Genomic DNA, 25,926 nt, shown 5'->3' on the forward strand with positions numbered 1-25,926 from the left:
CATGACAATCTGGCACCCCGACCCGTCCACGCTGAAGCGTCCCGTCTACGCCTCGCTCGCCGACCAGATCGCCCGCGCGATCGCGGACGGCGCGCTCGCCGAGGGTACCCAGCTGCCCGTGCAGCGCAGGCTCGCCGACGACCTCGGCATCGCCGTGCAGACCGTGAGCCGCGCCTACGAGGATCTCGCCCGCCGCGGCCTCGTGGCCGGCGAGACCGGGCGCGGCACCTTCGTGCGCAGCCTGCGTCGGGAGCCGGAGCCACCCTACCTGCCCGAGCGGCTGAACGAGCTCATCGACCTCTCGATCCTGAAGCCGATCTGCGAGCCGATCCACCTCGAGCGCATGAAGGCGGCGCTCGCCCGCCTGTCGGAGGACGTGCCGGCGAGCGCGATCCTGTCGTTTCGCCCCAACGTCGTCTTCCCCCGTCACCGTGCGCTCGCCGCCGACTGGCTGCGCGGCTGCGGGCTCGACGTCTCGCCGCTCAACGTGACCGTGACGAACGGCGCCACCCCGGCGCAGACGATCGCGCTGATGAGCACGGCCCCGCCCGGCTCCGCCGTCGGCACCGAGGCGATCGGGCACCACACGCTCACCCCGCTCGCCGGCTATCTCGGCATCAGGCTCGTGGGAATCGACGTGGACGGCGAGGGCATGGTCCCCGAGGCGCTCGACCGGGCCTGCGCCGAGCACGACCTGCGCGCGGTCTTCGTGCAGCCGACGGTGATCAATCCCTGCGCGACCCTGATGAGCGAGGCCCGGCGCGCCGCCCTCGTCGAGGTCGCGCGCCGCCGCGACCTCGCGCTCATCGAGAACGACCCGCTCGGGCCGATCGTCGAGGGCCGCCCGCCGCCGCTCGCCCGCCTCGCGCCCGAGCGCACACTCTACGTCACGAGCTTCAGCAAGATCGTGATGCCCGGCCTGCGCATCGGCTATCTCGCCGTCCCCGACCGCTTCGTGGCCGCCGCCGCCAACCGGCACCTCGTCACCATGTGGATGGCGACGCCGCTGATGGCGGAGATCGCCTCGACCTGGGTCGCGGACGGCACCGCGATGGAGCTGGTGCGCTGGCAGCGCCGGGCGATCCACGCCCGCCACAGGATCGTCGCCGAGGCGCTCGCCGGCATCGCCTACCGCGCCCATCCCGAGAGCCTGCACGTCTGGGTGCCCCTGCCGGAGGCGCACGGCGAGAGCGCCTTCGTCAGCCAGGCGCGGGCGCAGGGCGTCGCCATCGCGCCCGGCCAGAGCTTCCGCATCGGCGACGCACCGCTGCCGCCCTCCGTCCGGATCTCGCTGGGCTCGACGGACGCGACGCAGCTGCGCACGGGCCTCGCCCAGGTGGCCCACCTGATCCACGCCGCGCCGGAGCCGGCGCTGCTCGCGATCTGAGCGGCGCGCCTGCAAGGAGCGCAGGCGCATCTAAATTGTCATGGTTTTATTTTGTACATTGACATGACTTTGCCCGAGCGTCACCGTCGGGCGTCTCATCGCAGGACAGCGAGGCGCCCCCGTGACCCAGCCGACCGCGACAGCCCCGATCATCGAGGTCGACCGCGTCTCGAAGAGCTTCGGCGAGTTCCAGGTTCTGGACGAGCTCGCCTTCACCGTCGCGCCCGCCGAGAAGCTCGCGCTGATCGGCCCGTCGGGCTCGGGGAAGACGACGATCCTGCGCATCCTGATGACGCTCGAGACCATCGACGGCGGCCACATCCGCATCGACGGCGAGGAGCTCTTCCACATGCGCAAGGGGGACCGGCTCGTCCCCGCCGACGAGGCGCATCTGCACGAGATGCGCGCCAAGGTCGGCATGGTCTTCCAGCTGTTCAACCTGTTTCCGCACATGTGCGTGCTCGACAACGTGACGCTCGCGCCGATCCTGACCAAGGGCGTCGCCAAGGACGCCGCCAAGCGGCGGGCGATGGAGCTGCTCGACATGGTCGGCCTCGCCGACAAGGCGAAGGCGATGCCCTCGCAGCTCTCCGGCGGGCAGAAGCAGCGCGTCGCCATCGCCCGCGCGCTCGCCCTCGAGCCGAGGATCATGCTGTTCGACGAGGTCACCTCCGCGCTCGATCCCGAGCTCGTCGAGGAGGTGCTCACGGTGATGCATCGGCTCGCGCGCGAGACCGACATGACCATGCTCCTCGTCACCCACGAGATGGGCTTCGCCCACGACTTCGCCGACCGCGTGATGTTCTTCGACCGCGGGCGGATCGTCGAGCAGGGCCCGCCGGACGAGATCTTCACGAACCCGCGCGAGGAGCGCACGCAGGGCTTCCTGCGCAAGATCATCGCGGCCGGACACCGCGTGTGACCCCCGGCCCCCTCCGGCGGGCCGGGTGCGACGACGACCAGAGAGACGCCGACCAAGAAGGGGAACCAGAACCATGACCATCGCCACGCTCACCCGCCGGATCGCGGCCGTCGCGCTCGTCGGCGCCGCAGCCGCGCTCGCCGGGCCGGCCGCCGCGCAGGACGACCCGCGCATCCAGGAGCTGCGCGACCAGGGCTTCGCCCGCATCGCCATCGCCAACGAGCCGCCCTTCACCCAGGTGAACCCGGACGGCACCGTCACCGGCGCCGCGCCCGACGTGGCCCGCGAGGTCTTCAAGCGCATGGGCATCGACGACGTGGTCGCCTCGATCTCCGAGTACGGCGCCATGATCCCCGGCCTCCAGGCGGGGCGCTTCGACGCGGTGACGGCGGGCCTGTTCATGCGGCCCGAGCGCTGCGCGGCGGTGGCCTATTCCGAGCCGGTCCTGTGCGACGCCGAGGCCTTCGCGGTGAAGGCGGGCAACCCGCTCGGCCTCGAGACCTTCGCCGACATCGCCGCGCACCCGACGGCGACGATCGGCGCGCCGGGCGGCGGCACCGAGGAGCGCCTGGCGCTCGAGGCCGGCGTGCCGCGCGATCGCGTCATCGTCGTGCCGGACGGCCAGAGCGGCATCAACATGCTCCAGGACGGGCGCATCGACGTCTACTCGCTGCCGGTGCTCTCGATCTCCGACCTGCTCAAGCGCGCCGAGGACGCGAACCTCGCGATGGTCGCGCCGGTCGCCGACGCGCCGGTCTATTGCGACGGCGCCGCCTTCCGCCGGCAGGACACGGCGCTGCGCGACGAGTACGACCGCATCCTCGCCGAGATGAAGGAATCGGGCGAGTTCGCCGCGATCATCGAGCCCTACGGCTTCTCCGCCGCGGCCGCGATGAGCACGAGCCGCGAGAAGCTCTGCGCCGGCGGCTGATCCGCCTCCCGCGGCGCGCCGCCCGTCGGCGCGCCGCGCTCCCGCCTCGCTCGAGCAACCCGTCGAGACGCCGCGCCATGGACTATTCCGGCTACATCGCGCTGATCCTGCAGGGCGCCCTCGTCACGGCGAAGCTGACCGTGATGGGCTGCGCGCTGGCGCTCGTCATGGCCTTCGTCGCGGGGCTCGGGCGGCTGTCGCGCTTCGGCGCGGTGCGGGCGCTCGCGACCGCCTACATCGAGTTCTTCCGCGGCACGTCGGTCTTCGTGCAGCTGTTCTGGGCGTATTTCGTGCTGCCGCTGCTGGGGGTCGAGCTCACGCCCCTCCAGGCGGGGGTGCTGGCGCTGGGCCTCAACGTCGGCGCCTACGGGGCGGAGGTCGTGCGCGGCGCGGTTCAGTCCATCGGGAGGGAGCAGCGCGAGGCGTGCGTGGCGCTCAACCTCACCCGCTTCCAGGCGATGCGCTGGGTCGTGCTGCCGCAGGCGATCGTCCCGATGCTACCGACCTTCGGCAACAACGCCATCGAGCTGCTCAAGGCGACCGCAATCGTCTCGCTGATCTCGATCTCGGACATGACCTTCCAGGCGCAGGTGATGCGTGCCCAGACGGGCAGCACGCTCGTGCCCTTCGCCACGATCATGGTGATCTACTTCCTGTTCGCGCTCGCGATATCCGGCGCGATCAGGGCCCTCGAGCGCCGCCTCACGCGCGGCCTCGACGGCGTGCGGGCCTGAGGGAGGGACGCGGATGCTCTGGGACTGGTCCTTCGCGATCTCGATCATCCCCACCCTCTGGGAGGGCGTGAAGATCACGATCCTCGCCACCCTGCTCGGCTCGGTCGTCGCGGCGGTGGTGGGGCTCGCCATCGCGCTCCTGCGGCGCTCGCGGAATCCCCTCGTCTGCAAGCCGGTCGCGTTCCTGGCGGAGTTCGTCCGCGGCACGCCGCTCCTCGTCCAGCTCTACGTGCTGTTCTACGTCCTGCCGGACATCGGCATCACGCTCTCGCCGCTGGTCGCGGGCGTGATCGGGCTCGGGCTGCACTACGGCACCTACACCGCCGAGGTCTACCGGGCGGGCATCGACAACGTGCCGCGCGGGCAGTGGGAGGCGGCGAAGGCGGTCAACCTCACGCCGTCGCAGACCTGGACGCGCATCATCATGCCCCAGGCGGTGCCGCCGATGATCCCGGCTTTGGCGAACTACTTCATCGCCATGTTCAAGGAGACGCCGCTCCTCTCCGCCATCACCATCCTCGAGCTGATGAACCAGGCCCGCTCCATCGCCAACTTCAACTACCGCTACATCGAGCCGATGACGATGGTGGGCGTGTTCTTCCTCGTGATCAGCCTGATCTCCGTCTTCGGCCTGCGCTGGCTCGAGCGGCGCTACGGGAGGGTCGGGTCGTGAGCGACGCCCGCCCGCCGCACCGCCTCGACCTGCCGCTCGGCTTCGACGCCGACCCCGTGGCGCGCCGCATCGGCCTCGTCGTGCTCGCGACGGACCACACGACCGAGCCGGATTTCGCGCGCATGGTCGCCGGGCCGCGGCTCGGCGTGTATGTGGCGCGGATCGCCTACGCCAACCCGACGACGCCGGAGAACCTCGCCGCGATGCAGCCGGACCTCGCCCGCGGGGCGGCGCTGCTGCTGCCGGACGAGCGGCTCGACGCGATCTGCTATTCCTGCACCTCGGCGTCCGTCGTCATCGGCGACGACGCGGTCGCGGCGGCGATCGGCGACGGCAAGCCCGGCGTGCCGGTCGTGACGCCGACCCGCGCGGCGGTCGAGGCGCTGCGCGGGCTCGGGGCGCGGCGGATCTCCATCCTCACCCCCTACACGGTCGAGACCTCCGCCTCCGTCGGCCCCCATTTCGAGGCGCAGGGGTTCTCGGTCGATGCGCTCTCGTGCCTCGGGCTCGACGACGACCGCCGCATGGCACGGCTCGACGCGACGACGCTCGTCGAGGCTGCCCGTGCGGCGCTCGCGCCGGGCTCGGAGGCGCTGTTCGTGTCCTGCACGGCGCTGCGCTCCGCCGCGATCGCGGGCGCGATCGAGACGGAGCTCGGCGTACCCGTCGTCACCTCCAATCTCGCCACCGCCTGGGCCTGCGCGCGGCTCGTCGGCGAGAGCCCGCGCGTGGACGCGCGCCTCGCCGCCCTCCCCCTCCCCGACCCCGCGGCCTTCGCATGAGCCCGCACCCCGGCCTCGCCGAGATCGAGCGTGCCCGCACGGCGCTCGCAGGACGCGTCCGGCACACGCCGGCGCGGCACTCGCCGCGTCTCTCGGAGCGTCTCGGCGTTCCCGTTGTACTCAAGCACGAGCACGAGCAGCACACCGGCGCCTTCAAGCTGCGCGGTGCGACGAACGCCCTCGCCAACCTCTCCGACGCGGAGCGCGCCCGCGGCGTCGTCACCGTCTCCACCGGCAATCATGGCCGCGCGCTGGCGCATGCGGCGCGCGAGGCCGGCGTACGCTGCGTCGTCGCCATGTCCCGGCTGGTCCCGAAGAACAAGCTCGAGGCCATCGCCGCGCTGGGCGCCGAGATCGCGATCCGGGGCGCCTCGCAGGACGAGGCGCAAGAGGAGGTCGATCGCCGCGTGGCCGACGAAGGCCTCGTCGAGATCCCGCCCTTCGACCATCCCGACGTCATCGCGGGCCAGGGCACGCTGGGGCTCGAGATCCTCGACGACGTCCCCGACCTCGCGCAGGTGCTGATCCCGCTCTCCGGCGGCGGCCTCGCGGCAGGCGTCGCCGCGGCGGTGAAGGCGAAGCGCCCCCGCGCCCGCGTCGTCGGGATCTCGATGGAGCGGGGTGCGGCCATGCACGCGAGCCTGAGCGCGGGCCGGCCCGTCCTCGTCGAGGAGGCGGAGAGCCTCGCGGATTCGCTGGGCGGCGGCATCGGCCTCGCCAACCGCCACACCCTCGCGATGCTGCGCGACCTCATGGACGAGGTCGTGCTCCTCGGCGAGGACGAGATCGCCGCCGGCATGGCCTTCTGCCACGTCGCGGAGGGCGTCGTGGTGGAGGGCGGCGGCGCGGTGGGGCCGGCGGCGATCCTCGCCGGCCGCATCCGCCCGATCGGCCCGACCGTCGCGCTGCTCACGGGCGCGAACGTCGACCCCGCGCAGCACGCCCGCATCGTGTCCGATCCCGCCATCCTCGAAAGGCTCGCCTGATGGGCAAGGTCACCCTCGTCGGTGAGCGGGAGCTGCGTGCGCTCGTGCCGCTCGACCGCGCCGCGATCGACGCCGTGCGCGGCGCCTTCCTGGCGCTCGCCTCGGGGCGCGTGATCATGCCGCCGATCCTCTCGATGGCGATGCCGGAGGTCCACGGCGAGGTCGACGTGAAGACCGCCTTCGTGCCGGGCCTCGACGGCTTCGCGGTGAAGATCTCGCCGGGCTTCTTCGACAACCCGAAGCGCGGCTTCCCCTCCGTGAACGGGCTGATGGTGCTCCTGTCCACGCAGACGGGGCTCGTCGAGGCGGTGTTCCTCGACAACGGCTGGCTCACCGACGTGCGCACGGCCGCCGCCGGCGCGGTCGCCGCAGACGCGCTCGCCCGGCCGGACGCGCGGATCGCGACCGTGCTCGGCGCCGGCACGCAGGCGCGGCTGCAGATGCAGGCGCTCGCACTCGTGCGCGATCTCGCCGAGATCCGCGTCTGGGCGCGCGACGCGGTGAAGGCCGCCGCCTGCGCGGCCGACATCGAGGCCGCGACCGGCGTGCCCACCCGGGCCGCGGCCGAGCCGCGCCGCGCCTTGGCAGGTGCCGACGTCGTCGTGACCACCACGCCGGCGACGGCGCCGATCCTGTTCGCCGGCTGGCTCGCGCCGGGCCAGCACGTCACCGCGATGGGCTCGGACGCGGACACGAAGACCGAGCTCGAGCCCGCCGTCCTGGCGCGGGCGGATCGCCTCGTCGTCGACAGCCTCGCCCAGAGCCGCCGTCTCGGCGAGCTGCGCGCGGCGATCGCGGCGGGGGTGCTCCCCCACGATTTCGCCTGCCCCGAGCTCGGCGTCGTCCTCTCCGGCGCGGCCCCCGGCCGTCCGGGATCCGACGCCATCACCGTGTGCGACCTCACCGGCACCGGCGCGCAGGACACCGCCATCGCCACCCTCGCCCGCGCCCGCGTCGCCGACGCCGGCGCGGGCCTCACCACCGACACCTGATCCCTCGCGAGACCCGCCATGACCGAGCCCGCCCTCAAGTTCACCCGCGCCGAGTACGCCGCGCGTCTCGCCAAGACCCGCAAGGCGATGGAGGCGCGCGGTCTCGACGCGCTGATCGTCACCGACCCGTCCAACATGGCCTGGCTGACGGGCTACGACGGCTGGTCGTTCTACGTCCACCAATGCGTCGTCGTCGGCCCCGAGGGCGACCCCGTGTGGTTCGGCCGCGGGCAGGACGCGAACGGGGCCAAGCGCACCGCCTATCTCGGGCAAGACGACATCGTCGGCTATGCCGACCATTACGTGCAGTCCACCGAGCGTCATCCGATGGACGCCCTGTGCACCGTGCTCCAGGACCGCGGCTGGGCCCAGGGCACGATCGGTGTCGAGATGGACAACTACTACTTCTCGGCCCAGGCCTACACGCGCCTGCTGCTGGGCCTGCCGGGCGTGAAGTTCGCCGACGCGACCGCGCTCGTGAACTGGCAGCGCGCGGTCAAGAGCGCGCAGGAACTCGCCTACATGCGCCAGGCGGCGCGGATCGTCGAGCGCATGCACGCACGCATCCTCGAGACGATCGAGCCCGGGATGCGCAAGTGCGACCTCGTCGCGGAGATCTGGGACGCCGGCATCCGCGGCACGCCGGAGGTCGGCGGCGACTATCCGGCGATCGTGCCGCTGCTCCCGTCGGGCGCCGACGCCTCGGCGCCGCACCTCACCTGGGACGATCGGCCGATGCGCACGGGCGAGGGCACGTTCTTCGAGATCGCCGGCTGCGTGAACCGCTACCATTGCCCGCTCTCGCGCACGGTCTTCCTCGGCAAGCCGAGCCAGGCCTTCCGCGATGCGGAGACGGCGACGCTCGAGGGCATGGAGGCGGGCCTCGCCGCGGCGAAGCCGGGCAACACCTGCGAGGACATCGCCATCGCCTTCTTCGCGGTGCTGGAGCGCCACGGCATCGTCAAGGACAACCGCACCGGCTACCCGATCGGCCTGTCCTACCCGCCGGACTGGGGCGAGCGCACGATGAGCCTGCGGCGCGGCGACCGCACGGTGCTCGAGCCGGGCATGACCTTCCACTTCATGACCGGGCTCTGGCTCGAGGACATGGGCCTCGAGATCACCGAGAGCATCGTGATCACCGAGAGCGGCGTCGAATGCCTCGCGAACGTGCCGCGCGAGCTGTTCGCGAAGGCCTGAGGCGCGTCATGGCGATCCCCGCTCCCGACCTGCCGCCGTCGCCGGTGGTCCCGACGATCGACCTCGAGGCCGACGGCGTCCGGCACGGCCACCTGCGCCTGCCCTACAGCCGCGACGACTCGGCCTGGGGCTCGGTGATGATCCCGATCTGCGTCGTCGCCAACGGGGAGGGCCCCACCGCCCTCCTGACGGGCGCCAACCACGGCGACGAGTACGAGGGGCCGATCGCCCTCTACGAGCTCGCCCGCACCCTCCGGCCGCAGGACGTGACGGGACGGGTGATCGTCCTGCCCGCGCTGAACTACCCCGCCTTCGAGGCGGGCACGCGCACCTCGCCGATCGACCGGGGCAACCTCAACCGCTCGTTCCCCGGGCGGCCGGACGGGACGGTGACGCAGAAGATCGCGGACTGCGTCTCCCGCGCGCTGGTGCCGCTCGCCGACATCGTGCTCGACTTCCATTCCGGGGGCCGGACGCTCGACTTCGTCCCCTTCGCCGCCGCCCACCGCCTGCCGGACGCGGCCCAGGAGGCGGCGTGCAAGGCGGCGGTGGAGGCGTTCGGGGCGCCCTACTCGATGACCATGCTCGAGATCGACGCGGTCGGCATGCTCGACACCACCGTCGAGGCGATGGGGAAGACCTTCGTGACGACCGAGCTCGGCGGCGGCGGCACCGCCTCGGCGCGCACGGCCGCGATCGCCCGCGCGGGCGTGCGCGACCTCCTGATCCACGCCGGCATCCTCGGGGGCGCAGTGGAACGGCGCGAGACGCGCTGGCTCGACATGCCGTCGGGCGACTGCTTCGCCTTCGCCGAGGAGGGCGGCCTCGTCGCCTTCCATGTCGATCTGGGCGAGACGGTGCGCGCCGGCGACCCGATCGCCGAGATCGCCCCGATCGGCCGCACCGGCGCGACGCCCCGCCCCTACCGCGCGGCGATGGACGGCATCCTGGCCGCGCGCCACTTCCCGGGCCTCGTCAAGCCGGGGGACTGCGTGGCGGTGGTGGCGCAGATCGTGGGGTGAGCGGCGCCTGCCGGCCCGCGCCGCACCGCTGGAACACCCTCCCCCGCCCACCGTTGTGCTCGGCGCGGCGCCCCTCGCCGCGCGCGAAGCCCGGGAGCGCGGATGGACGCGATGCGGCGAGAGACGGCAGCCGCCGCCGCGGCGGTCCCTGCCCTGCGGCTGAAGGAGCGGCTGACCTACGAGCTCGGGCCGCTCGTCGCCTTCTTCGTCGGCAACCAGGTGGGTGGGATCTTCGTCGGCACGGGCGTGTTCATGGGCGCGACCGTGCTCGCGCTCGTGGCCAACCTCGTGCGCGAGCGGCACGTGCCGCTCACGCCGCTGGCGTCGACCCTCGTCGTCCTCGTCTTCGGCGGCGCGAGCCTCCTCGCCGAGGAGGCCTGGATCATCATGATCCGGCCGACCGTCATGAACTGGTTCTACGCCGCGATCCTGCTCGGCGGCCTCGCGACCGGGCGGCTCGTTCTGAAGAGCGTGCTGCGCGCGTCGCTGATCCTAGACGGCCCACGGGCCTGGCGCGTGCTGACGCTGCGGGCCAGTGCCTACCTCGTCCTCCTCGGCGTCCTCAACGAGATCACCTGGCGGTTCTTCCCCGTGGACGTCTGGGTGGCTTTCAAGACCTTCGCGGTCCTGCCCGCCAACCTCGCCTTCATCGCCGCGCAGGCGCCGTTCGTGCGCCGGCATCGGCTGCCGCCGCCCGTGGCGGACGATTCGCGAGCGCCTCCGCCAGGAACTCGGACAGCCGCGCATCGGTCCGCGCCATGACCGCCTCGTCGCGCAGCATGTGGTAGCCCCTCGGGTCGGCGTTGGCGGTGAGCGCCAGGGTGCGGGAGACGCGGCCCGTGATGGGGAGCCGCGTGCGCAGGTCCCGCAGGCGATTGTCCCGGTCCACCGCGAAGCGGCAGGAGTAGAGCGAGAAGCGCACGAACTTCTTCTCGATGTTCTGCGAATCCCACTGGTGGTAGGTGTCCTCGAAGAGGTGGAAGCCGACCCGCGATCCGCCGCGGCGCAGGTCCTCGGCGATCTCGCGCGAGCGCTCCGGGTCGACGTTGCGGTCGAGCGCGCCGAGGAAGATCTCGACCGGCGCGCCCGTCGTCGTCGGGTCGTCGAAGCGCGGCACCGAGCAGCCGTAGTAGCTCACGTGGCCCGCGAACCGCAGCCCGTCCGCATCGAACAGCTCGGCCATCTGGCGGTAGGCCGCGAGCACCGCGATCATGCCGCCGTAGGAGAAGCCCATCACGGCCACCCGCGCGGGGTCCACCATCGGCAGGCTCGCGAGGTGGGCGAGCGCGGCGTAGGCGTCCGCCAGCATCATGGTCTCGGTGACGTGGAGCGCGCGCCGCGTGTGGTTGGAGTATGCCGCGTCGCGGCTGCCGAACGTATCGACGGCGAGCGTGACGTAGCCCTCCGCCGCGAGGCGCTTCGCGTAGCGCAGCTCGCGCTCGGCGATGATGCCGCCGAGCCCGGGCAGGATCACGACCGCGGGCCGGCTCTTCGCCGCCGCGACGGCACCCGGCGTGTAGAGGAAGCCCTTGGCGGTCGTCTCGGGCGCGTCGCCGCGGACCATGTCGGCGAGCGTGAAGGGGCTGCGCGTCTGGAAGCTGATCTCGGCCATCTCGTTCGATCCTCGGGCGACGCGGCTCTGGCGACCGCGGCCGTCTTCAACGGCCGGCCCGAACCCGTGTTCCCGCCTCCGCCGCTCGCTCGAGGCTCGCCAGCAGGGCGTCCTCGCCGATCACCCGCGGCGGCTTGTTCTGCCCGCCGAGCTTGCCGCGGGCGCGCATCCAGGACTCGAACGTGCCCCGCGGCGCGCAGATCAGCTCCGGTGCGGCGAGCTGGCCGGCCTCGCGGTGGGACGCGTAGTCGGCGTTGGCGCGGGCGAGCGCGGCGTCGAGCGCGTCGCGCAGCGCCCGGGCGCGCTCGGGCGGCGGGGCACCTTCGACGAGCTCGATCACGAAGAGATGGTGGTCGAACGCCGCGCCGGCGGCCCTGTGCCGGGCGCCGGCCGAGACCTCGACGAGCCCGAGCCCGGCGCCGCCCACGACCTCGGCCACCGCCCGATCGATCTCCGCACCGGTGAGATGCTCGCCGAAGGCGGAGAGCGTGAAGGCCGTGCGCCCGGCGAAGACGATCCGCGGCGGATCCCTGGAGACGAGCCGCACGAGGTCGCCCACCTCGTAGGCCCACAGGCCGGCATTGGTGGAGACCACGAGCGCATAGTCGACGCCGATCTCCGCCTCTGCGAGCCCGAGCCGCTCGGGCGTGGCCGTTCCCGGCGCCCCGGAGCGGACGAACTCGTAGAAGATGCCGTTGTCGACGAGAAGGCGCATGCCCGCCTCCGGCGGCCCGTCCTGGATGGCGAAGAACCCCTCGCTCGCCGGGTAGACCTCCTGGAGCCGGACGCCCGAGCCCTCGATCAGCCGGGCGAAGCGGGCGGCGTAGGGCGCGAAGGCGACGCCGCCGTGGATGATCAGCTCGAGATTCGGCCAGAAGTCGGCCAGCCGCTCGCCGCGGGCGGGGTGGCTCGCCGCCAGCGTCTCGAAGAAGGCGAGGAGCCAGGTCGGCGTGCCGGAGATCGCGCGGATGTCCTGCGCGAGCGAGGCCGGGGCGAGCGCCGCCATCTTGCGCTCCCAGTCGGCTTCCAGCGCGAGGTGCTGCGGCGGGAAGGTGCGAAGCCGCGCGAAGGCGGGAACGGTCGCGGCGGCGATCCCGGAGAGATCGCCCGCGCGCACGCCCGGCGCGAGCGGCTCCAGCGCGGTCGAGCCGCCGAGCATGAAGCTCTTCCCGGCGAGCACGCGCGAGCCCGGCCTGCACGCCAGATGGTGCACCAGGATGTCGAGCGCCGCGCGGCGGTTGGAGGCCACCATCTCCGCGCTGACCGGGATGTACTTCGTGCGTCCGGTCGTCGTGCCCGAGGAGAGCGCGAAGAACGGCATGCGTCCGGGCCAGGTGACGTCCTCGTGGACGGGGAACCCCTCCTGCCACCAGCCGGACCACAGGTCCTCGTAGCCGCGCACCGGCACGCCGGCGCGGAAGTCCTCGGCGGAGCGGATCCCGGAGAAGCCGTGAGCACGCCCGAAGCGCGTGCCGGCGGCGCGGGCCACGAGATTTGAGAGGGTCCGGGCCTGGGCGGCGACGGCGTCCTGCCCGTCGAGCACGCGCCGGCGCCGCGCGGCGTAGAGCCTCAGGAGCGGGGTGGCGTCGAGCATGGCACGACCGTCGTGAGGTGCGGGAAGGCGCGCGCGACGCCGGCCTCGCTCATCGGCAAGGGCATCGACCGGCCCTCGCGCCAGAGCGGGAGCTGGTCGAGCATCGCCGCGCTGCCGAGCCAGCCGTCCTGGCCGCCGAGAAGCACGCCGCTGGCGGAATCCGGCTCGCCGAGATCGCAGACGAAGCGGGCGATCGAGCCGTAGAACGCCCGATGCGGCCGCGGCACCGCCGGATGGGCGGTCTTCATGACGGCGTCCGAGGTGCCGCCGACGGGCATGTCCGCGAAGACGAGCCGGCGGCCGACGAGCGGCAGGCCGCCGAGGACGTGCGCGAGCCGCAGGCGATGGATGTCTCCCCAGGTGCCGTAGCGGCGCAGCTCCTTCGCCGTCGCGACGAGCGCCTTCGCCACGGAGTCGACGAGCGCGGTGCGCGGCTCGTGCAGGTCCCGGGCGATCAGCGTCCGGGCGGTGAAGAGCGCGCCGTAGAAGGCCCGCTCGGCCTGCGAATGGTAGTGGGCGCTCACGTGGGCGACGAGGAGCTCGAAGGCGAGCGCACCGCGCGAGGTCTCCGGGTAGGAGCCGTCCCAGTCGACGAGGAGCGGCACCACCGCGCCGCGGGCCACGAGCACCTCCTCCCTCGAAGGGCCTCCGCCCCCGTCCCCGCGCTCCCCCGCCGCCTTGACGAGCGCGAGGAGCCGGTCGCGCAACGCGAGGGCGCCGGGCACCGTGACGTCGCGCTGCAGCGCCGCCATCGTCTCGGGCGAGACGGGCCGCGCCCGGGCGAGAACCGAGGCGATGCGCTCGACGCGATCGACGGGCGAGTAGAAATAGGCGAGCGGCGCGGGCCCCTCCTCGGGCCGGTCGTTGGCGGAGACGACGAAGCCGCGGGCGGGGTCGCGCTCGGCGGGGAAGTCCTTCGCGGTGACGAAGCTCTCCCAATGGCGCGCGGCCTCGGGCTTCGAGATCAGGTCGGCGAGCGGCGCGTGCGGGCGTCGCGGCAGCTTCGCCGCGATCTGCTTGGCGATGCCGCCCGTCCGCTCGGCGACGATCCAGTTCTGGCCGGGCACCGCCATCCCGTCCGCCGCCTCGCGGAAGGCCTCGAAGCTGCGCGCGCGGTTCAGCGCCAGCATCGAGGAGAGCTCGTCGGACGGCTCGTGCCCGACCCAGCGCAGGGCGTAGGTCGCCCCCATCGGCACCGCGTCGGAGATGATCGGGCCGTAGCGGCTCGTGCGGATCTCGACCGTCTCCTCGCCCCCGCCCCGCACGCGGATCGTCTCGGTGCGCGAATCGAAGGGCTCGTAGCGCAGGTCCGTGAGGTCGAAGAGATCGGAGGAGGCCGTGTGCGGCGCCGTCCCGCCCCAGGCGAGGTCCGGGTTGCGGCCGAAGGCGGTGAAGGGCAGGCCCGGCAGCTGGAAGCCGACGCAGTGGCAGGAGGGCGAGCGGTAGCCGGCGGCGAGCCAGATGTTCGGCACCGAGATCGGCAGGTGCGGATCGCCCGCGAGCAGCGCCGAGCCGGTGGTGCTGTGCTCGGCGTGGACGGCCCAGGCGTTGGAGCCTTTCAGCGAGGCGCCCAGGGCGCCGGCGAGCAAGGTCTCGAGGTCGAAGCCGGCGAGGTTGGCGATCGAGCCGGTGCCGTGCGCGAGGAGCCTGTCCCACAGGTCGGGCCAGCCGGGCTCGCGCCGCAGCGGCACGAGCCGCAGCCAGACGAGCCAATTGACGTCGGCCACCGCCGCGCGGCCGACCGCCATCACGTCCGCCGCCGTCCAGCGCTCGCGCGAGAGCCCGAGCATGGCGAAATCCGGCGGGTCCTCGGGCGCGTTGTCGACGACGTGGTTGAGCCCGTCGACGAAGCCGTCGAGCCACGCGGTCGTCTCCGGCGGCTGCATGGCGAGGATCCCGGGCACGGCCCGCGTGATGCCGAGCGTGCGCAGCGCCCGGTCGACGTCGATCGCCGCCGGGCCGGCCATCTCGGCGACGCGGCCGTAGGCGACCTTGCGCAGCACCTCGAGCTGGGTGAGCCGGAGATGCGCGTGCACGGCGCCGAGCGCCACGGCGCAGTCGCGATCGCCGCGCGCCGTAATCCAGGGCACGAGGTGGTCGTTCCAGCGGATCTCGACCGGCTCCGCGACGGGAAGCCCGTCCACGGGGAACATCGCGAGCCGCGCCTCCCGATCCCGCGCGGGGATGCGTCCGCGGGCGAGCACGGCGCGCGAGAGGATGGCGAAGGACCGCGCGAGGCGCAGGGCATGGGCGAACTTGGACACATCGGAGGAACGAGGGCGACGGGGCGGCGGTTCCGGCAGCGAGGAGCACGCGAGCCGTGTAGCGCCCCGCCCGACGCGCGGCTATGCTGCGGGCCTCCGCCCGAGGACCCAGCGATGACCGCCCAAGCCTTCTCGGAGGACGAGCTCGCCATCGTGCGCCGCGCGTTCGCCCGCCAGATGATGTGCCACGCCCACCGGCCGCACGCCGGGCTCGAAGCGGCCTTCGCCGTCGAGCCGCGGGAGCGCTATCTCGGACCGCCGCCGTGGCGCATGGCGTCGCCCGCCGGATACCGCGACGTGGCCTCCACGGACCCGGCGGTGCTCTACCAGGACGTCCTCTTCGCCCTCGCCGAGGAGCGGAGCGTCAACAACGGCAGCCCGTCGCTCCACGCCCGCTGGCTCGCGGCGCTCGCGCCGATGCCGGGCGAGCGCGTGCTGCACGTGGGCGCCGGCACCGGCTACTACACCGCGCTGATCGCCCGCTGCGTGGGGGAGGCCGGCCGCGTCCTCGCCGTCGAGGTCGACCCCGTGCTGGCGCAGGCGGCGCGCGCGAACCTCGCCCACCTGCCGCACGTCCGGGCCGTCGCCGGCGACGGCGCGCACTTCCCGGAGGAGGACGTCGACGTCGTCTACGTCAACGCCAGCGTGGAGCGCCCCGCCCCGGCCTGGCTCGACCGGCTCGCCGCGGGCGGGCGGATCCTGTTTCCCCTGGGCGTCGCGGGCGAGGACCGGCCGGGGGGCCTCCTTGCGCGCACCGGCATCGGCATCGGCCTCCTGGCGCGGCGCCGCGGCGCGGGAGACGGCATCCTCGCCGCCCGGGCGGTCGGCCCGGCGCAGTTCGTGCGGGCGGAGAGCGAGACCGGCGCGCTCCGCGCGACGCCCGACGAGCGCGAGGGCCTGCGGCGTGCGTTGAAGGGCGGCGGTGCGGAGTTCGTGCGCAGCCTGCGCTGGCGCATCCCGGCCTCCCCGAGCGGCACCTGGCACGCCGGGCCGGACTGGTCGCTCTCCTACGAGGAGCCGTCCCGTGACGAGCCCTGACGCACGCGCCTCGCGCTTCCCGCAGGCCCCGATCTCTGGCAGAACCGAGCCATGAACGCGCCCCCTCGCCTCTCCCGCCGCCGGTCGGTCTGCCCGCACGACTGCCCCTCCACCTGCTCGCTCGAGGTGGAGGTGCTCGATGCGCACACCATCGGGCGCGTGCACGGCGACCCCCGGCAGAGCTACACGGCCGGCGTCATCTGCGCGAAGGTGGCGCGCTACGCCGAGCGCATCCACCACCCCGACCGGCTGACGCATCCACTGATCCGCACCGGCGCGAAGGGCGACGGCGCCTTCCGGCGCGCGACCTGGGACGAGGCGCTCGAGCTCGTGGCGCAGCGCTTCCTCGCGGCGGAGGCCGCGCACGGGCCGCAGACCGTGTGGCCCTACTACTATGCCGGAACGATGGGCCTCGTGATGCGCGACGGCATCCACCGCCTGCGCCATGCCAAGCGCTATTCCGGCATGTTCTCGACCTTCTGCACGAACATGGCCTGGACCGGCTTCATCGCCGGGACCGGCCGCCTCGCCGGGCCGGACCCGCGGGAGATGGCGAAGGCGGACTGCGTCGTGATCTGGGGCACCAACGCGGTGCACACCCAGGTCAACGTGATGACCCACGCGATCCGCGCCCGCAAGGAACGCGGCGCCAAGATCGTCGTCGTCGACGTGTACGACAACGCCACGATGAAGCAGGCGGACGTCAAGCTCCTCCTGCGTCCCGGCACGGACGGCGCGCTCGCGTGCGCGGTCATGCACGTCCTCTTCCGCGACGGCCTCGCGGACTGGGACTACCTGCGCCGCTATACCGACTGCCCGGACGACCTCGCCGCCCATCTCGAGACCCGCGGGCCGGCCTGGGGCGAGGCGATCACCGGCATCCCCGCCGCCGAGATCGAGGCCTTCGCCCGGCTCGTCGGCGAGACGAAGCGCACCTACTTCCGGCTCGGCTACGGCTTCACGCGCCAGCGCAACGGCGCGGTGAACATGCACGCGGCGTCCTGCATCGCGGCGGTCACCGGGGCCTGGCAGCTGGAAGGCGGTGGTGCCTTCCACAACAACGGCGCGATCTACCACTGGGACAAGTCGCTGATCGAGGGTCACGACCTGCGCGATCCGTCGGTGCGCATGCTCGACCAGTCGCAGATCGGCCGCGTGCTGACCGGCGACGCGCAGGCGCTCCGGGGTGGGCCGCCGGTGACGGCGCTGTTCATCCAGAACTCGAACCCGGTCTCCGTCGCCCCCGAGCAGACGCTGGTCGAGCGCGGCTTTGCTCGCGAGGACCTGTTCACCGTCGTGCACGAGCAGTTCCTGACGGAAACCGCGGCCTATGCCGACGTGGTGCTGCCCGCCACCATGTTCCTCGAGCACGACGACCTCTACCAGGGCGGTGGCCACCAGCACATCCAGCTCGGGCCGAAGATCGTCGAGGCGCCGGGGGAGTGCCGTTCGAACCACGAGGTGATCTGCGCGCTCGCCGAGCGGCTCGGCGCCGCGCACCGCGGCTTCGCGATGAGCCCGCGCGAGATCATCGACGAGACGCTCTCGTCGTCGGGCTGGGGCTCGCTCGAGGCGCTGGAGGAGGCGGCGTTCCGGGACGTGCAGCCGCCCTTCGAGGCCGCGCACTACCTCGACGGCTTCGCCTGGCCCGACGGCAAGTTCCGCTTCCGGCCCGACTGGACGCGCGTCCCGGCCCCGAACGCCGGGGCGATGGGGCCGTGGCAGCTGATGCCCGCCCTCCCCGACCATTGGGCCGTCACCGAGGAGGCGACGGAGGAATACCCGTTCCGCCTGGCGACGAGCCCGGCGCGGAACTTCCTCAACTCGACCTTCACCGAGACGCCGACCTCCAAGGCCAAGGAGGAGCGCCCGAGCGTGATGATCCACCCGGCGGACGCAGCCGCGTACGGGATCGCCGAGGGCGCCTGGGTCGCGCTCGAGAACGCCCGTGGACGCGTGCTGGTCGTGGCGCGCCTGTTCGAGGGGGTGCGCCGCGGCGTGCTGATCGCCGAAGGGATCTGGCCGAACGCGGCGCATCCGGACGGGCGCGGCATCAACACGCTCTCGGGCGCCGACCAGGTCGCCCCCTACGGCGGCGCCGCCTTCCACGACATCCGGGTGCGGATCGCGCCCAAAGTGCCTAAGGTGTCTAAGGAGCAGGTGTGAGCCGCATCAAGCCTTAGTCAGTAAACTGAGGGCTGTCTCATAACGCTGATCTCGCTTAGCTTAGATCGAATAAATGCCAGATACAGACCTGCAAAAGTTTCCGGCCTGCAGGGATCAAGGGAGTGACCCTGAAACTCAGAGGGAACTTCGTACACTGTACTGTGTCGCTCATCAACAACGTCCCACAGAACTACATCTACGCGGCTCGCTTTCGGCATGACACCTTCGATAGACATCAGCATACCAGGCGCTAAGATTACACCGTCCGGGCCAATTGTTATCGCGGCGCCTGCGCTTGTGTGGACGTAAGTTCCGCCTTGGAAATCGATGCTGCCACCTGGTACCCTGACACCATATGTCCTTTGCGAATTATGCTCTTCAGCATTCCTCAGATGATACATGTATCTAAGAAACTTATCACGATTCATGAGCCTTTTCATTTCCCCGTACCACTGACGCGCTTGCGGGCTTACCTTTTGAGCCGATTCAATAGTGTTGAGCACACCACCAGCATTGGTCAAGATCGACAGCCAGTAAATTTGAAATTGCTCAAAGCTCACTGCAGCTTTGAGATCGCGCAAGCTCGCGTCAGCGATCTCCAGACGCTGATATGCTCTTTGAATTATATGTCCTGGAAGTACCAAATTCATGTCTCACCCAATCGGTAGAGCAATCATGCACCTTGGCAAAAACCTACTGACTGTCGAGATCAACCTCAAGGAGAGATTTGCCGCAGGAGCGCACCGCTCCCAGCATCTCACTGAATCCAGCAATCAAAATCGGTTGACGCAGTCTCGGCGTCGCCTCAATACTCGATCTCGTAGCCCACGCCCACCGACGAGCGCCCGTCCGCGCCGACCGCGCCCTGGAAGCGCAGGCGGTCGGTGAGATCGATGTCCAGCGAGACGCCGGTGTCGTCCGGGCGCGCGCCGGCGCGGATGCCCAGGCGCACGTTGTCCGCGATGTAGCGGCCGACGCCCACCGTCGGCCCGCCCTCCCCGGCCGAGATGTCGAGGCTGTCGACGCCCAGGCTCTTGCGGATCTCCTCGAACAGGCCCGCGCCGCCGCCGGCGAGGCTCGCCACGCCCTGCGCCAGCTGGAGCGCCTGCCCCGCCGACAGGCCGCCGGCGGCGCGGCCGAACAGGATACGCGAGAGGATCTCGTCGTCGGGCAGCTCCGGCGTCGAGGAGAGCTCGAAGCGCGGGGCGGTCGCCGGGCCGCGGACCGCGATCTGCGCGGTGATGCCCTCCGCCTGCGTCTGCGCCACGAGGTCGAGCGAGGGGGTGAGCGAGCCGGCGAAGGTGAGCCGCCCGCGGGTGAAGTCGAGCCGCTGGCCGAGGATGTCGAGCCGCCCGCGGCGCAGGTCGAAGGCGCCGACCGCGTTCGGGTCGTTCGTCGTGCCGGTGAGCCGCAATTGCCCGCCGAGCTCGGCGTTGACGCCGCGCCCGCGCACGAAGATCTGGTTCTGCGCGTTCACCGTGAGGTCGAGGCGGGCGTCGAACGGCGCGCCGCCGGCACCCGCCTCGCGGGCGGCCCGCTCCCGCGCCAGCGCGAGCCGCGCTGCCGCCTGCGGGGGCGGGGCGACGTGCTCGGTCCCCGGAAGCGGCTCGAGCACCGTCGGCAGCGTGTCGGGGATGGTGACGTCGAGCGTGGTCAGGTCGACGCTGCCGGCGATCGTCGGCGCCGTCGCGAGCGGGCCCGTGATGGCGAGGTCGAGATCGGCCACCGCGGTGAGCAGGTCAGAGCTCAGGAGCTGGGCGTTGCGGCCGGTGATCGTCAGGTCCGCCGGGAAGCCGTCGCGCAGCCCGACGCTGCCGCCGACCGACACCGTGCCGCCGTTCGGCGTCCGCGCGGTCAGGTCGGCGATGCGCACCGTGTCGCCCTCGGCGCCGACCCGCCCCGAGATGCCGTCGAGCGCGATGCCGCGCAGGTCGTCGCGGAACGAGCCTCCGGCGAGCGTGGCGCCGCCGGTCACCCGCGGGTCCGAGATCGTGCCGCCGACGTCGAGATCCACCTGCGCCTGCCCGCCCACCCGCTGGCCGGGATCGAGGAAGCGCGAGAGCGGGTCGAGAGTCACGGGTCCGCTCACCGAGAGGTCGATCGTGCCCGACGGGTCGAGCGGCACGGACCCGTCGACGGACAACGTGCCGAGCGGCGGCGCGGCGACGCTGGCGTCGACCGTGGCGCGATCGCCGTCGAGCCGACCCGAGGCGGCGACGTCGATGGCGGCAATGCCGGCGTCCCGGGCCTGGGGCAGCGACAGCCCGTCGACGTCGAGCCTGTAGGTGCCCGTGGGCGCGGCGAAGGTGCCTCCGAGATCGGCCGAGCCGGAGAGCGTGCCGGACAGGTCGAGATCGGGCGCTGCCGCGCGGGCGAGCGCGAGCGGGATGCCGCTCGCGGTCACGTCGAGGTCGATCTCCCCGGACGGGTCGAGCGGGACCGAGCCCGACACCGCGAGCCGCCCGCCGTCGACCGCGAGCGTGGCATCGACGGTGGCCCGCTCGCCGGTGAACGAGCCCTGCGCATCGAGGTCGACGCCCGGCAGGCCTGCCTCGCGCAGCTGCGGCACCGAGAAGCCCGAGACGGTGAGGTCGTAGGTGCCCTCCGGCGCCGACGGCGTGCCGGAGACGTCGACCGCCCCGTTCACGACGCCCGCGATGCCGAGACCGGGGACGAAGATCTCCGCGGCCGACAGCGGCAGGTCGGCGATGCGCGCCTCGAGGTCGAGCACCTCGCCCACCGTGCCGTCGACGGCGACGGTGCCCCCGTCCGCGCGCAGCTGCAGGCCGTCGATCGCGACCGCGCCGTCGGCGATGCTGACGGAGGCCTCGTCGGCGAGGGTGACGCTGCGCCCGTCGCGCGTGGCGCTGAATGCGGAGAGCGCGATGGTGATCGCCTCGCCCTCCGGCACGATCCGCCCCTCCGCATCCAGATCGAACCCCTGCGCGGTCGCGGACGCGGTGAAGGCGGTCGCCTGCGGCGTGCCGTCGAAGGCGAGGTCCACGCTCTCGAAGGTCTGGCCGCCGGCGACGAGCTGCCGCGCACGGACGGCGCCGTTGAGCACCGGGCTGCGGAAGAGATCGCGCGCCCTCAGGTCGACGAACACGTCGGACAAGGCCACGTCGCCGATCCGGAGCGACGCGCCCTCCGCCATGACGTCGGCGTTCTGGCCGCCGTCCTCGACCGCGAGGGAGACGTCCGCCTCGAGCGCGCCGGCGAGCTCGGTCAGCAGCAGCGGCGCGAGGTCGGAGAGCTCGCCCGCGTCCAGGCGAAGGTCGCCCGCCGCGAGGCCGGCGTCGCCGACCGCGAGGTCGCCGGCGAGGTCGACCGAGCCGATCGTCAGGTCGAGGCCCTCGAGCGCGATCCCGCCGCCGTCCGTGCGCAGGACGCGCGCCGTCCCCTCCGCGGCCTTCCCGGCGACGCTGCCCGAGAGCGCCACGTCGGCGTCGAGGTCGCCGGTGACGTCCTGCGCGGCGAGCCTGAGATCGAGCCGCTCGATCGGCCGGTCCATGGCGACGACGTCGCGCAGCGACACCGTGGCCGCGACGTCGGGCGTCGCGAGCGATCCCATGAGCCGCGCCTGCGCCGTCGCCCGCCCCGCGCTCACGCGCTCGTCGAGCGGGGCGAGCGTCGGGATCGTGACGTCGAGCGTCAGGTCGGCGTCCTCGTCCGTCGCGCGCCCGTCGGCGACGAGCATCAGGTTCGCCCCGTCGAGCATCAGGTTCGTGAGCCCGAACCCGCCGGGAAGCTGCTGCGCGGTTCCCGAGAGCGTCGCCGTGTCGCCGACGAGGCCGTCGACCGCAGGGATGCCGCTGGCGAAGCCCCGGAGCGTGCCGTCGAGCTGCGCCGTGATCCGCTCCGCCGACGGGTCGCCGACCAGGCGCGCCTCCACGTCGGCCGCGCCGGCGAGATCCAGCCCGACGAGGCGCGAGAACGCGGCGAGATCCGGGATCGCGGCGTCGAGCGTGCCGTCGAGGTCGCTCGCGCCGACGCGTCCCGCGAAGGTCGCGGACGCCGTCCGCGTCTCGAGCGCCGCCGTCTCGACGTCGGCGACGCCCTCGGCGCTGACCTCGCCGCGCGCGACCACCGAGAGGCTCGGGCCGATCGCGTCCTGGAGCGCCTGATCGGCGAAGGCGAGGCCCTGCGCGTCGGCATCGAGGGCGAAGGAGAAGCGCGTGGGCGGATCGTCCGTCCCGACCGGCGCAGAATCGACCGTCAGCCCGAGGCTCTCGAGGGAGACGACCGGCGTCGTGACATCACGCGCGACGATTTCGCCATCGATGCGCGGGGCCTGGACCGATCCGTTCACGGAGATGTCGAGCGCCAGCTCGCCGATCCGCGCCTGCCCCGCCTCCGTGACGCCGCCCTGCGTCGGCAGTGCGCGGCCCGCGACGTCGAGGTCGAGCGCACCCTCCGGCCCGATCGCGCCGCCGACGGTCAGCTCGGCGACGGGCGAGGCGAGGCGCACGCTGTCCAGCGCGATGCGGCCGGCGTCGCCGACCGTGACGTCGCCGGAGAGCTGCGTCGTGCCCTCGAAGATCGGCGCCACCGCGTCCGGCAGGAGGCCGGCGATGCGCGCGGCGAGGTCGAGGTCGACCGCGTAGGCCCCGTCGACGCGCTGCACCGTCGCGCGCCCGTCCGCGCCGATGGCCGGCCCGGCCTCGAAGTCGAGGTTCGCCGCGAAGTCCTCGAGCGGCCCCTCGCCCTGGAGCGCGAGGCGCACCGGCGGCAGGCCCGGAAGATCGGCGAGGCGCGCGACGAGACCGCCGGCGGGCTCGTCCAGCGTCACGTCGAGCGCGAGCGTGTTGGCGACCGGCCGGTAGGCGATGTCCGCGCTGAAGCTGCCGGGCTCGTCGAGCCGGCGGGCCTCGAAGTCGAGGGTGATCCCCTCGTCCGGGTCGCCGATTCGCGTCGAGCCCTCGGCGGTGAGCCGCGCGGCGGTGCCGAGCACCGGCTCGCCCAGCACGAGCTCTTCCAGGGCGAAGCGATCGACGTCGACCTCGAGCGGCAGCTCGGGGAAGAGCGGCCCCTGCTCGACGTCCTCCTCCGCGACGTCCGCGCCCGGCGCGGGCAGGCGCTCGACGGTGAGGGTTCCGAGGGTGAGCTCGCCCACCTCGAGCCGGCGCTGGAAGATCAGCGCGGATCGGTTCCAGTCGATTGTGGCCCGGTCGAGCGTGAGCCAGACGCCCTCCTCGTCCGAGATCCGGACGTCGCGGATCGTCGCCTCCGAGGAGAGCGCCCCCTCGACGCTGCCGATGGAGATCTGCTGGGTCGGCGTCGAGAGCAGGTTCGAGATCAGCCCGGCCAGGACACCCTGGTCTTCCTGCGCGCGCAGGGCCGAGGTCGCGAACAGCCCGCCGGCGAGGGCGAGACCGGCGAGGCCGGAGGCGAGGAGGACGGTCCCGGGTCGCATCGTCGTCATCAGAAGGCCTGCCCGATGCCGAGATAGAGGCCGAACGCGTCGTCTCCCTTCTCGGGGTTCAGCGGGAACGCGATGTCGGCGCGCAGGGGGCCGATCGCCGTGTGGTATCGCAGGCCGACGCCCGCGGAGAAGCGCAGCTCCTCGTCGAAGCTCGGGTAGCTCTCGCGGAAGGCCGAGCCCGCATCGACGAAGGGCACGATCCCGATCGAGTCCGTGATCCGCAGCCGCGCCTCGAGCGAGGCCTCGAACAGCGAGCGCCCGCCGATCGGCTCCGTTCCGATCCGCGGGCCGAGGCTGCGATAGGCGTAGCCGCGCACCGAGCCGCCGCCGCCGGCGTAGAAGCGGCGGTTCGCCGGCACCTCGTTCAGCTCGGCTCCCGCGATGGAGCCGACCTCGACGCGCGCCGCGATCACGTAGCGCTTCAGCGCGTCGAGGGGGAAATAGACCGAGCCCTCGGCCAGCGCGTAGGTGAAGCCGGTGCTCGAGCCGAAGGCTTCGAGATAGGGCGTGACGCCGGCGCGCAGGCGGTAGCCTTCGCGCGGGTCGAGCCGCGAGTCGCTGCCGTCGAGCTCGGCCGCGACCGGCAGGCCCACCAGCGTGTAGTCGTAGTCGCCGAGCACGTCCTTGCCGCGCCCGGTCTCGTACTCGACCCCGGCCTGGACGTTGAAGCCGTCGCCGAAGCGGTGCCGGATGCCGGCGGTGACGTTGACGAGCTCCGCCGTGTAGCCGGCGGTCCGGTCGCGCGAGACCACCGCGTCCGCCAGGAAGTCGTTGCGCGTGCCCCACAATGCAGGCTTGATGAAGCTCGCCGAGACCTTGCCGCCGATGTCGTCCCACCACTCGTCGGGATCGCGCTGCGCGCGAGCACCGGTCTGGGTCAGGTAGAGCGCGGTCGCCTCGAGGCGGAGCCGCTCGGCACCGCCGAAGAGGTTGCGGTGCGCCCAGTAGATCGAGGCGGCCGGGCCGTCCGCCGTGGAATAGCTCGCCGAGACGCCGAAGACGCGCTTCAGGCGCTCGGAGACGACGACCTCGAGCGGCAGGTTGCCGTTCTCGTTCAGGGCATCCGCCTCGCGCACCCGCACCGACGAGATCGCCTCGATCCGGCCGATCGAGCGGCGGATGGAGGCGAGCGCCTCGGGTGAGTAGGGGTCGCCGGGCTCGGTGTAGATGAAGGACCGGATGACCGATTCGGGCACGTCCTCGTTGCCGCCGACCGCGATGGGCCCGATGCCGGCGACGGGTCCGGGCGCGACGCGGATCGTCAGGTCGAGCGCCTGCTCGGGATGGACGACGACAGGGTCGATGCCGGCGATCGCGGCCAGCGGGCGGGATGCCGCGCGGTAATAGTCGACGATGTCGGCCTGCGCGGCGAGGACCGCGGCGCTCGTCGCCTCGTCGCCCGGCTCGAGCGTGTAGACCCCCTCCGGCAGCACGAGCGGCGCGCCGTCGGGCCCGAGCACGCGCAGCTGGCGCACACGGAAGACCTCCTCCGGCTCGATCAGCACCCGCACGGGCACGAGCTCGGTCCCTCGGTAGGCGCGCGCGGCGGCGGCGGCCGCGGCGACGTTCTCCCCGCGGATCGTGAGCGGCACGCCGGCGACCTCGATCTGCACGCGCGAATTGTAGTACCCGAGGCCCCAGAGGGCGTCGATGAAGGGGACGAGATCGCTCTGCGCCCGGCGCACGAGCGCCTCGGCGTCCGGCGGCGGATCGCCCCGCAGGCGGTAGAGCGTGGAGACGGTCTCGAAGGTATCCTCGATGTCGACGTCGCCCGCCACCACGATGTCGAGATCGTAGGGCAGCGCGTCGGCGCTGGGCGCGGGCGGCTCCTCGTCACCGCCGCCGAACAGGCCGAAGAAGTCGAACTGCGCACGCGCCGGAATGCTCGACGTCGCGAGCGCCAAGGCCGCGAGCAGGCACAACGCCGTCCCCGCCCGTCCCCGCACGTCCCCATCGACTCGTCGCATCCGAGACTCCGCCGCACCCGGCCCGCCGTACCAGCGCCGGTTCATAACGCCTGCAGCTCCCCCCGTGGAGCCGGAGAAGATCACGAAAGCGCGGGCGTGGCAAATCGGGCACGGTAAGCGTGGCCGTGTGCACGCGGCCGTGGCGCGAGCGTCGGCTGGCCGAAGTCGTTGGCGGGACTGGACGATCGGCGCGCCCGCGAACCGCGCAGGAGCGGGAGGGCGCCCGCCCTCCCG

General features: G+C 72.6%; 19 protein-coding genes. 13 read left to right on the forward strand and 6 right to left on the reverse strand.

Going from position 1 to position 25,926, the window contains the following annotated elements; all coding sequences use genetic code 11:
* Nucleotide 1: 1 nt before the first annotated feature.
* From ehuR to G407_RS31205, 11 genes are all read left to right on the forward strand, one after another.
* Nucleotides 2-1,387 carry a MocR-like ectoine utilization transcription factor EhuR gene (gene ehuR, locus G407_RS0113810; protein WP_029031262.1) on the forward strand — a complete coding sequence of 462 codons (1,386 nt, stop codon included), beginning with the start codon at nt 2-4 and terminating at the stop codon, nt 1,385-1,387.
* Between the two features lie 121 nt (nt 1,388-1,508).
* Nucleotides 1,509-2,309, forward strand: a complete 801-nt coding sequence (ehuA, locus tag G407_RS0113815; RefSeq protein ID WP_029031263.1) for an ectoine/hydroxyectoine ABC transporter ATP-binding protein EhuA — start codon at nt 1,509-1,511, stop codon at nt 2,307-2,309.
* 73 nt (nt 2,310-2,382) lie between these two features.
* Complete coding sequence (ehuB, locus tag G407_RS0113820) at nt 2,383-3,240, forward strand: ectoine/hydroxyectoine ABC transporter substrate-binding protein EhuB (protein ID WP_043539790.1); 858 nt, start codon at nt 2,383-2,385, stop codon at nt 3,238-3,240.
* Nucleotides 3,241-3,317: 77 nt separating this feature from the next.
* Nucleotides 3,318-3,974, forward strand: coding sequence for an ectoine/hydroxyectoine ABC transporter permease subunit EhuC (gene ehuC, locus G407_RS0113825; protein ID WP_029031265.1), 657 nt, complete (start codon nt 3,318-3,320; stop codon nt 3,972-3,974).
* 13 nt (nt 3,975-3,987) lie between these two features.
* Complete coding sequence (ehuD, locus tag G407_RS0113830; RefSeq protein ID WP_029031266.1) at nt 3,988-4,647, forward strand: ectoine/hydroxyectoine ABC transporter permease subunit EhuD; 660 nt, start codon at nt 3,988-3,990, stop codon at nt 4,645-4,647.
* Nucleotides 4,644-5,429 carry an ectoine utilization protein EutA gene (eutA, locus tag G407_RS0113835; RefSeq protein ID WP_052341365.1) on the forward strand — a complete coding sequence of 262 codons (786 nt, stop codon included), beginning with the start codon at nt 4,644-4,646 and terminating at the stop codon, nt 5,427-5,429. The genes ehuD and eutA overlap by 4 nt, the downstream gene beginning before the upstream one ends.
* On the forward strand, nt 5,426-6,415 hold the full coding sequence (gene eutB, locus G407_RS0113840) for a hydroxyectoine utilization dehydratase EutB (RefSeq protein ID WP_029031268.1): 990 nt from the start codon (nt 5,426-5,428) through the stop codon (nt 6,413-6,415). The genes eutA and eutB overlap by 4 nt, the downstream gene beginning before the upstream one ends.
* The gene (locus tag G407_RS0113845) at nt 6,415-7,407 is read left to right on the forward strand and encodes a cyclodeaminase (RefSeq protein WP_029031269.1); all 993 of its coding nucleotides are present in this window, start codon (nt 6,415-6,417) and stop codon (nt 7,405-7,407) included. The genes eutB and G407_RS0113845 overlap by 1 nt, the downstream gene beginning before the upstream one ends.
* Before the next feature lie 18 nt (nt 7,408-7,425).
* Nucleotides 7,426-8,607, forward strand: coding sequence for an ectoine hydrolase DoeA (gene doeA / locus G407_RS0113850; RefSeq protein ID WP_029031270.1), 1,182 nt, complete (start codon nt 7,426-7,428; stop codon nt 8,605-8,607).
* An 8-nt stretch (nt 8,608-8,615) separates the two neighbouring features.
* The gene (gene doeB, locus G407_RS0113855) at nt 8,616-9,629 is read left to right on the forward strand and encodes a N(2)-acetyl-L-2,4-diaminobutanoate deacetylase DoeB (RefSeq protein WP_029031271.1); all 1,014 of its coding nucleotides are present in this window, start codon (nt 8,616-8,618) and stop codon (nt 9,627-9,629) included.
* A 111-nt stretch (nt 9,630-9,740) separates the two neighbouring features.
* Nucleotides 9,741-10,391, forward strand: a complete 651-nt coding sequence (locus G407_RS31205; RefSeq protein WP_169728787.1) for an inner membrane-spanning protein YciB — start codon at nt 9,741-9,743, stop codon at nt 10,389-10,391.
* Here the strand turns inward: G407_RS31205 and G407_RS27785 are convergent.
* From G407_RS27785 to G407_RS27790, 3 genes are read right to left on the reverse strand one after another with little or no spacing between them, the layout of a single operon-like run.
* Entirely contained in the window at nt 10,276-11,241 is a 966-nt protein-coding gene (locus G407_RS27785) for a dienelactone hydrolase family protein (RefSeq protein ID WP_052341367.1), read from the reverse strand. The genes G407_RS31205 and G407_RS27785 overlap by 116 nt on opposite strands.
* A gap of 46 nt (nt 11,242-11,287) precedes the next feature.
* Nucleotides 11,288-12,835 carry a GH3 family acyl-acid amido synthetase gene (locus G407_RS0113870; RefSeq protein ID WP_029031273.1) on the reverse strand — a complete coding sequence of 516 codons (1,548 nt, stop codon included), beginning with the start codon at nt 12,833-12,835 and terminating at the stop codon, nt 11,288-11,290.
* Entirely contained in the window at nt 12,811-15,099 is a 2,289-nt protein-coding gene (locus tag G407_RS27790; protein WP_052341368.1) for a penicillin acylase family protein, read from the reverse strand. The genes G407_RS0113870 and G407_RS27790 overlap by 25 nt, the downstream gene beginning before the upstream one ends.
* Nucleotides 15,100-15,213: 114 nt before the next feature.
* Here G407_RS27790 and G407_RS0113880 point away from each other — a divergent pair, with 114 nt between their 5' ends.
* Nucleotides 15,214-16,137: a protein-L-isoaspartate O-methyltransferase family protein gene (locus tag G407_RS0113880; RefSeq protein ID WP_029031274.1), complete on the forward strand. Its 924-nt coding sequence runs from the start codon at nt 15,214-15,216 to the stop codon at nt 16,135-16,137.
* Nucleotides 16,138-16,188: 51 nt separating this feature from the next.
* On the forward strand, nt 16,189-18,303 hold the full coding sequence (locus G407_RS0113885; RefSeq protein WP_029031275.1) for a molybdopterin-containing oxidoreductase family protein: 2,115 nt from the start codon (nt 16,189-16,191) through the stop codon (nt 18,301-18,303).
* 17 nt (nt 18,304-18,320) lie between these two features.
* Here G407_RS0113885 and G407_RS31785 read toward each other — a convergent pair whose 3' ends face one another.
* From G407_RS31785 to G407_RS0113895, 3 genes are all read right to left on the reverse strand, one after another.
* Nucleotides 18,321-18,953 carry a hypothetical protein gene (locus tag G407_RS31785; RefSeq protein ID WP_156917587.1) on the reverse strand — a complete coding sequence of 211 codons (633 nt, stop codon included), beginning with the start codon at nt 18,951-18,953 and terminating at the stop codon, nt 18,321-18,323.
* 155 nt (nt 18,954-19,108) lie between these two features.
* Nucleotides 19,109-23,725, reverse strand: a complete 4,617-nt coding sequence (locus G407_RS0113890) for a translocation/assembly module TamB domain-containing protein (RefSeq protein WP_043539791.1) — start codon at nt 23,723-23,725, stop codon at nt 19,109-19,111.
* Complete coding sequence (locus G407_RS0113895; RefSeq protein WP_084327530.1) at nt 23,725-25,692, reverse strand: autotransporter assembly complex protein TamA; 1,968 nt, start codon at nt 25,690-25,692, stop codon at nt 23,725-23,727. The genes G407_RS0113890 and G407_RS0113895 overlap by 1 nt, the downstream gene beginning before the upstream one ends.
* Nucleotides 25,693-25,926 lie beyond the last annotated feature (234 nt).

Origin of the sequence: Salinarimonas rosea DSM 21201, from assembly GCF_000429045.1 — a bacterium.
Taxonomy (GTDB): domain Bacteria; phylum Pseudomonadota; class Alphaproteobacteria; order Rhizobiales; family Beijerinckiaceae; genus Salinarimonas; species Salinarimonas rosea.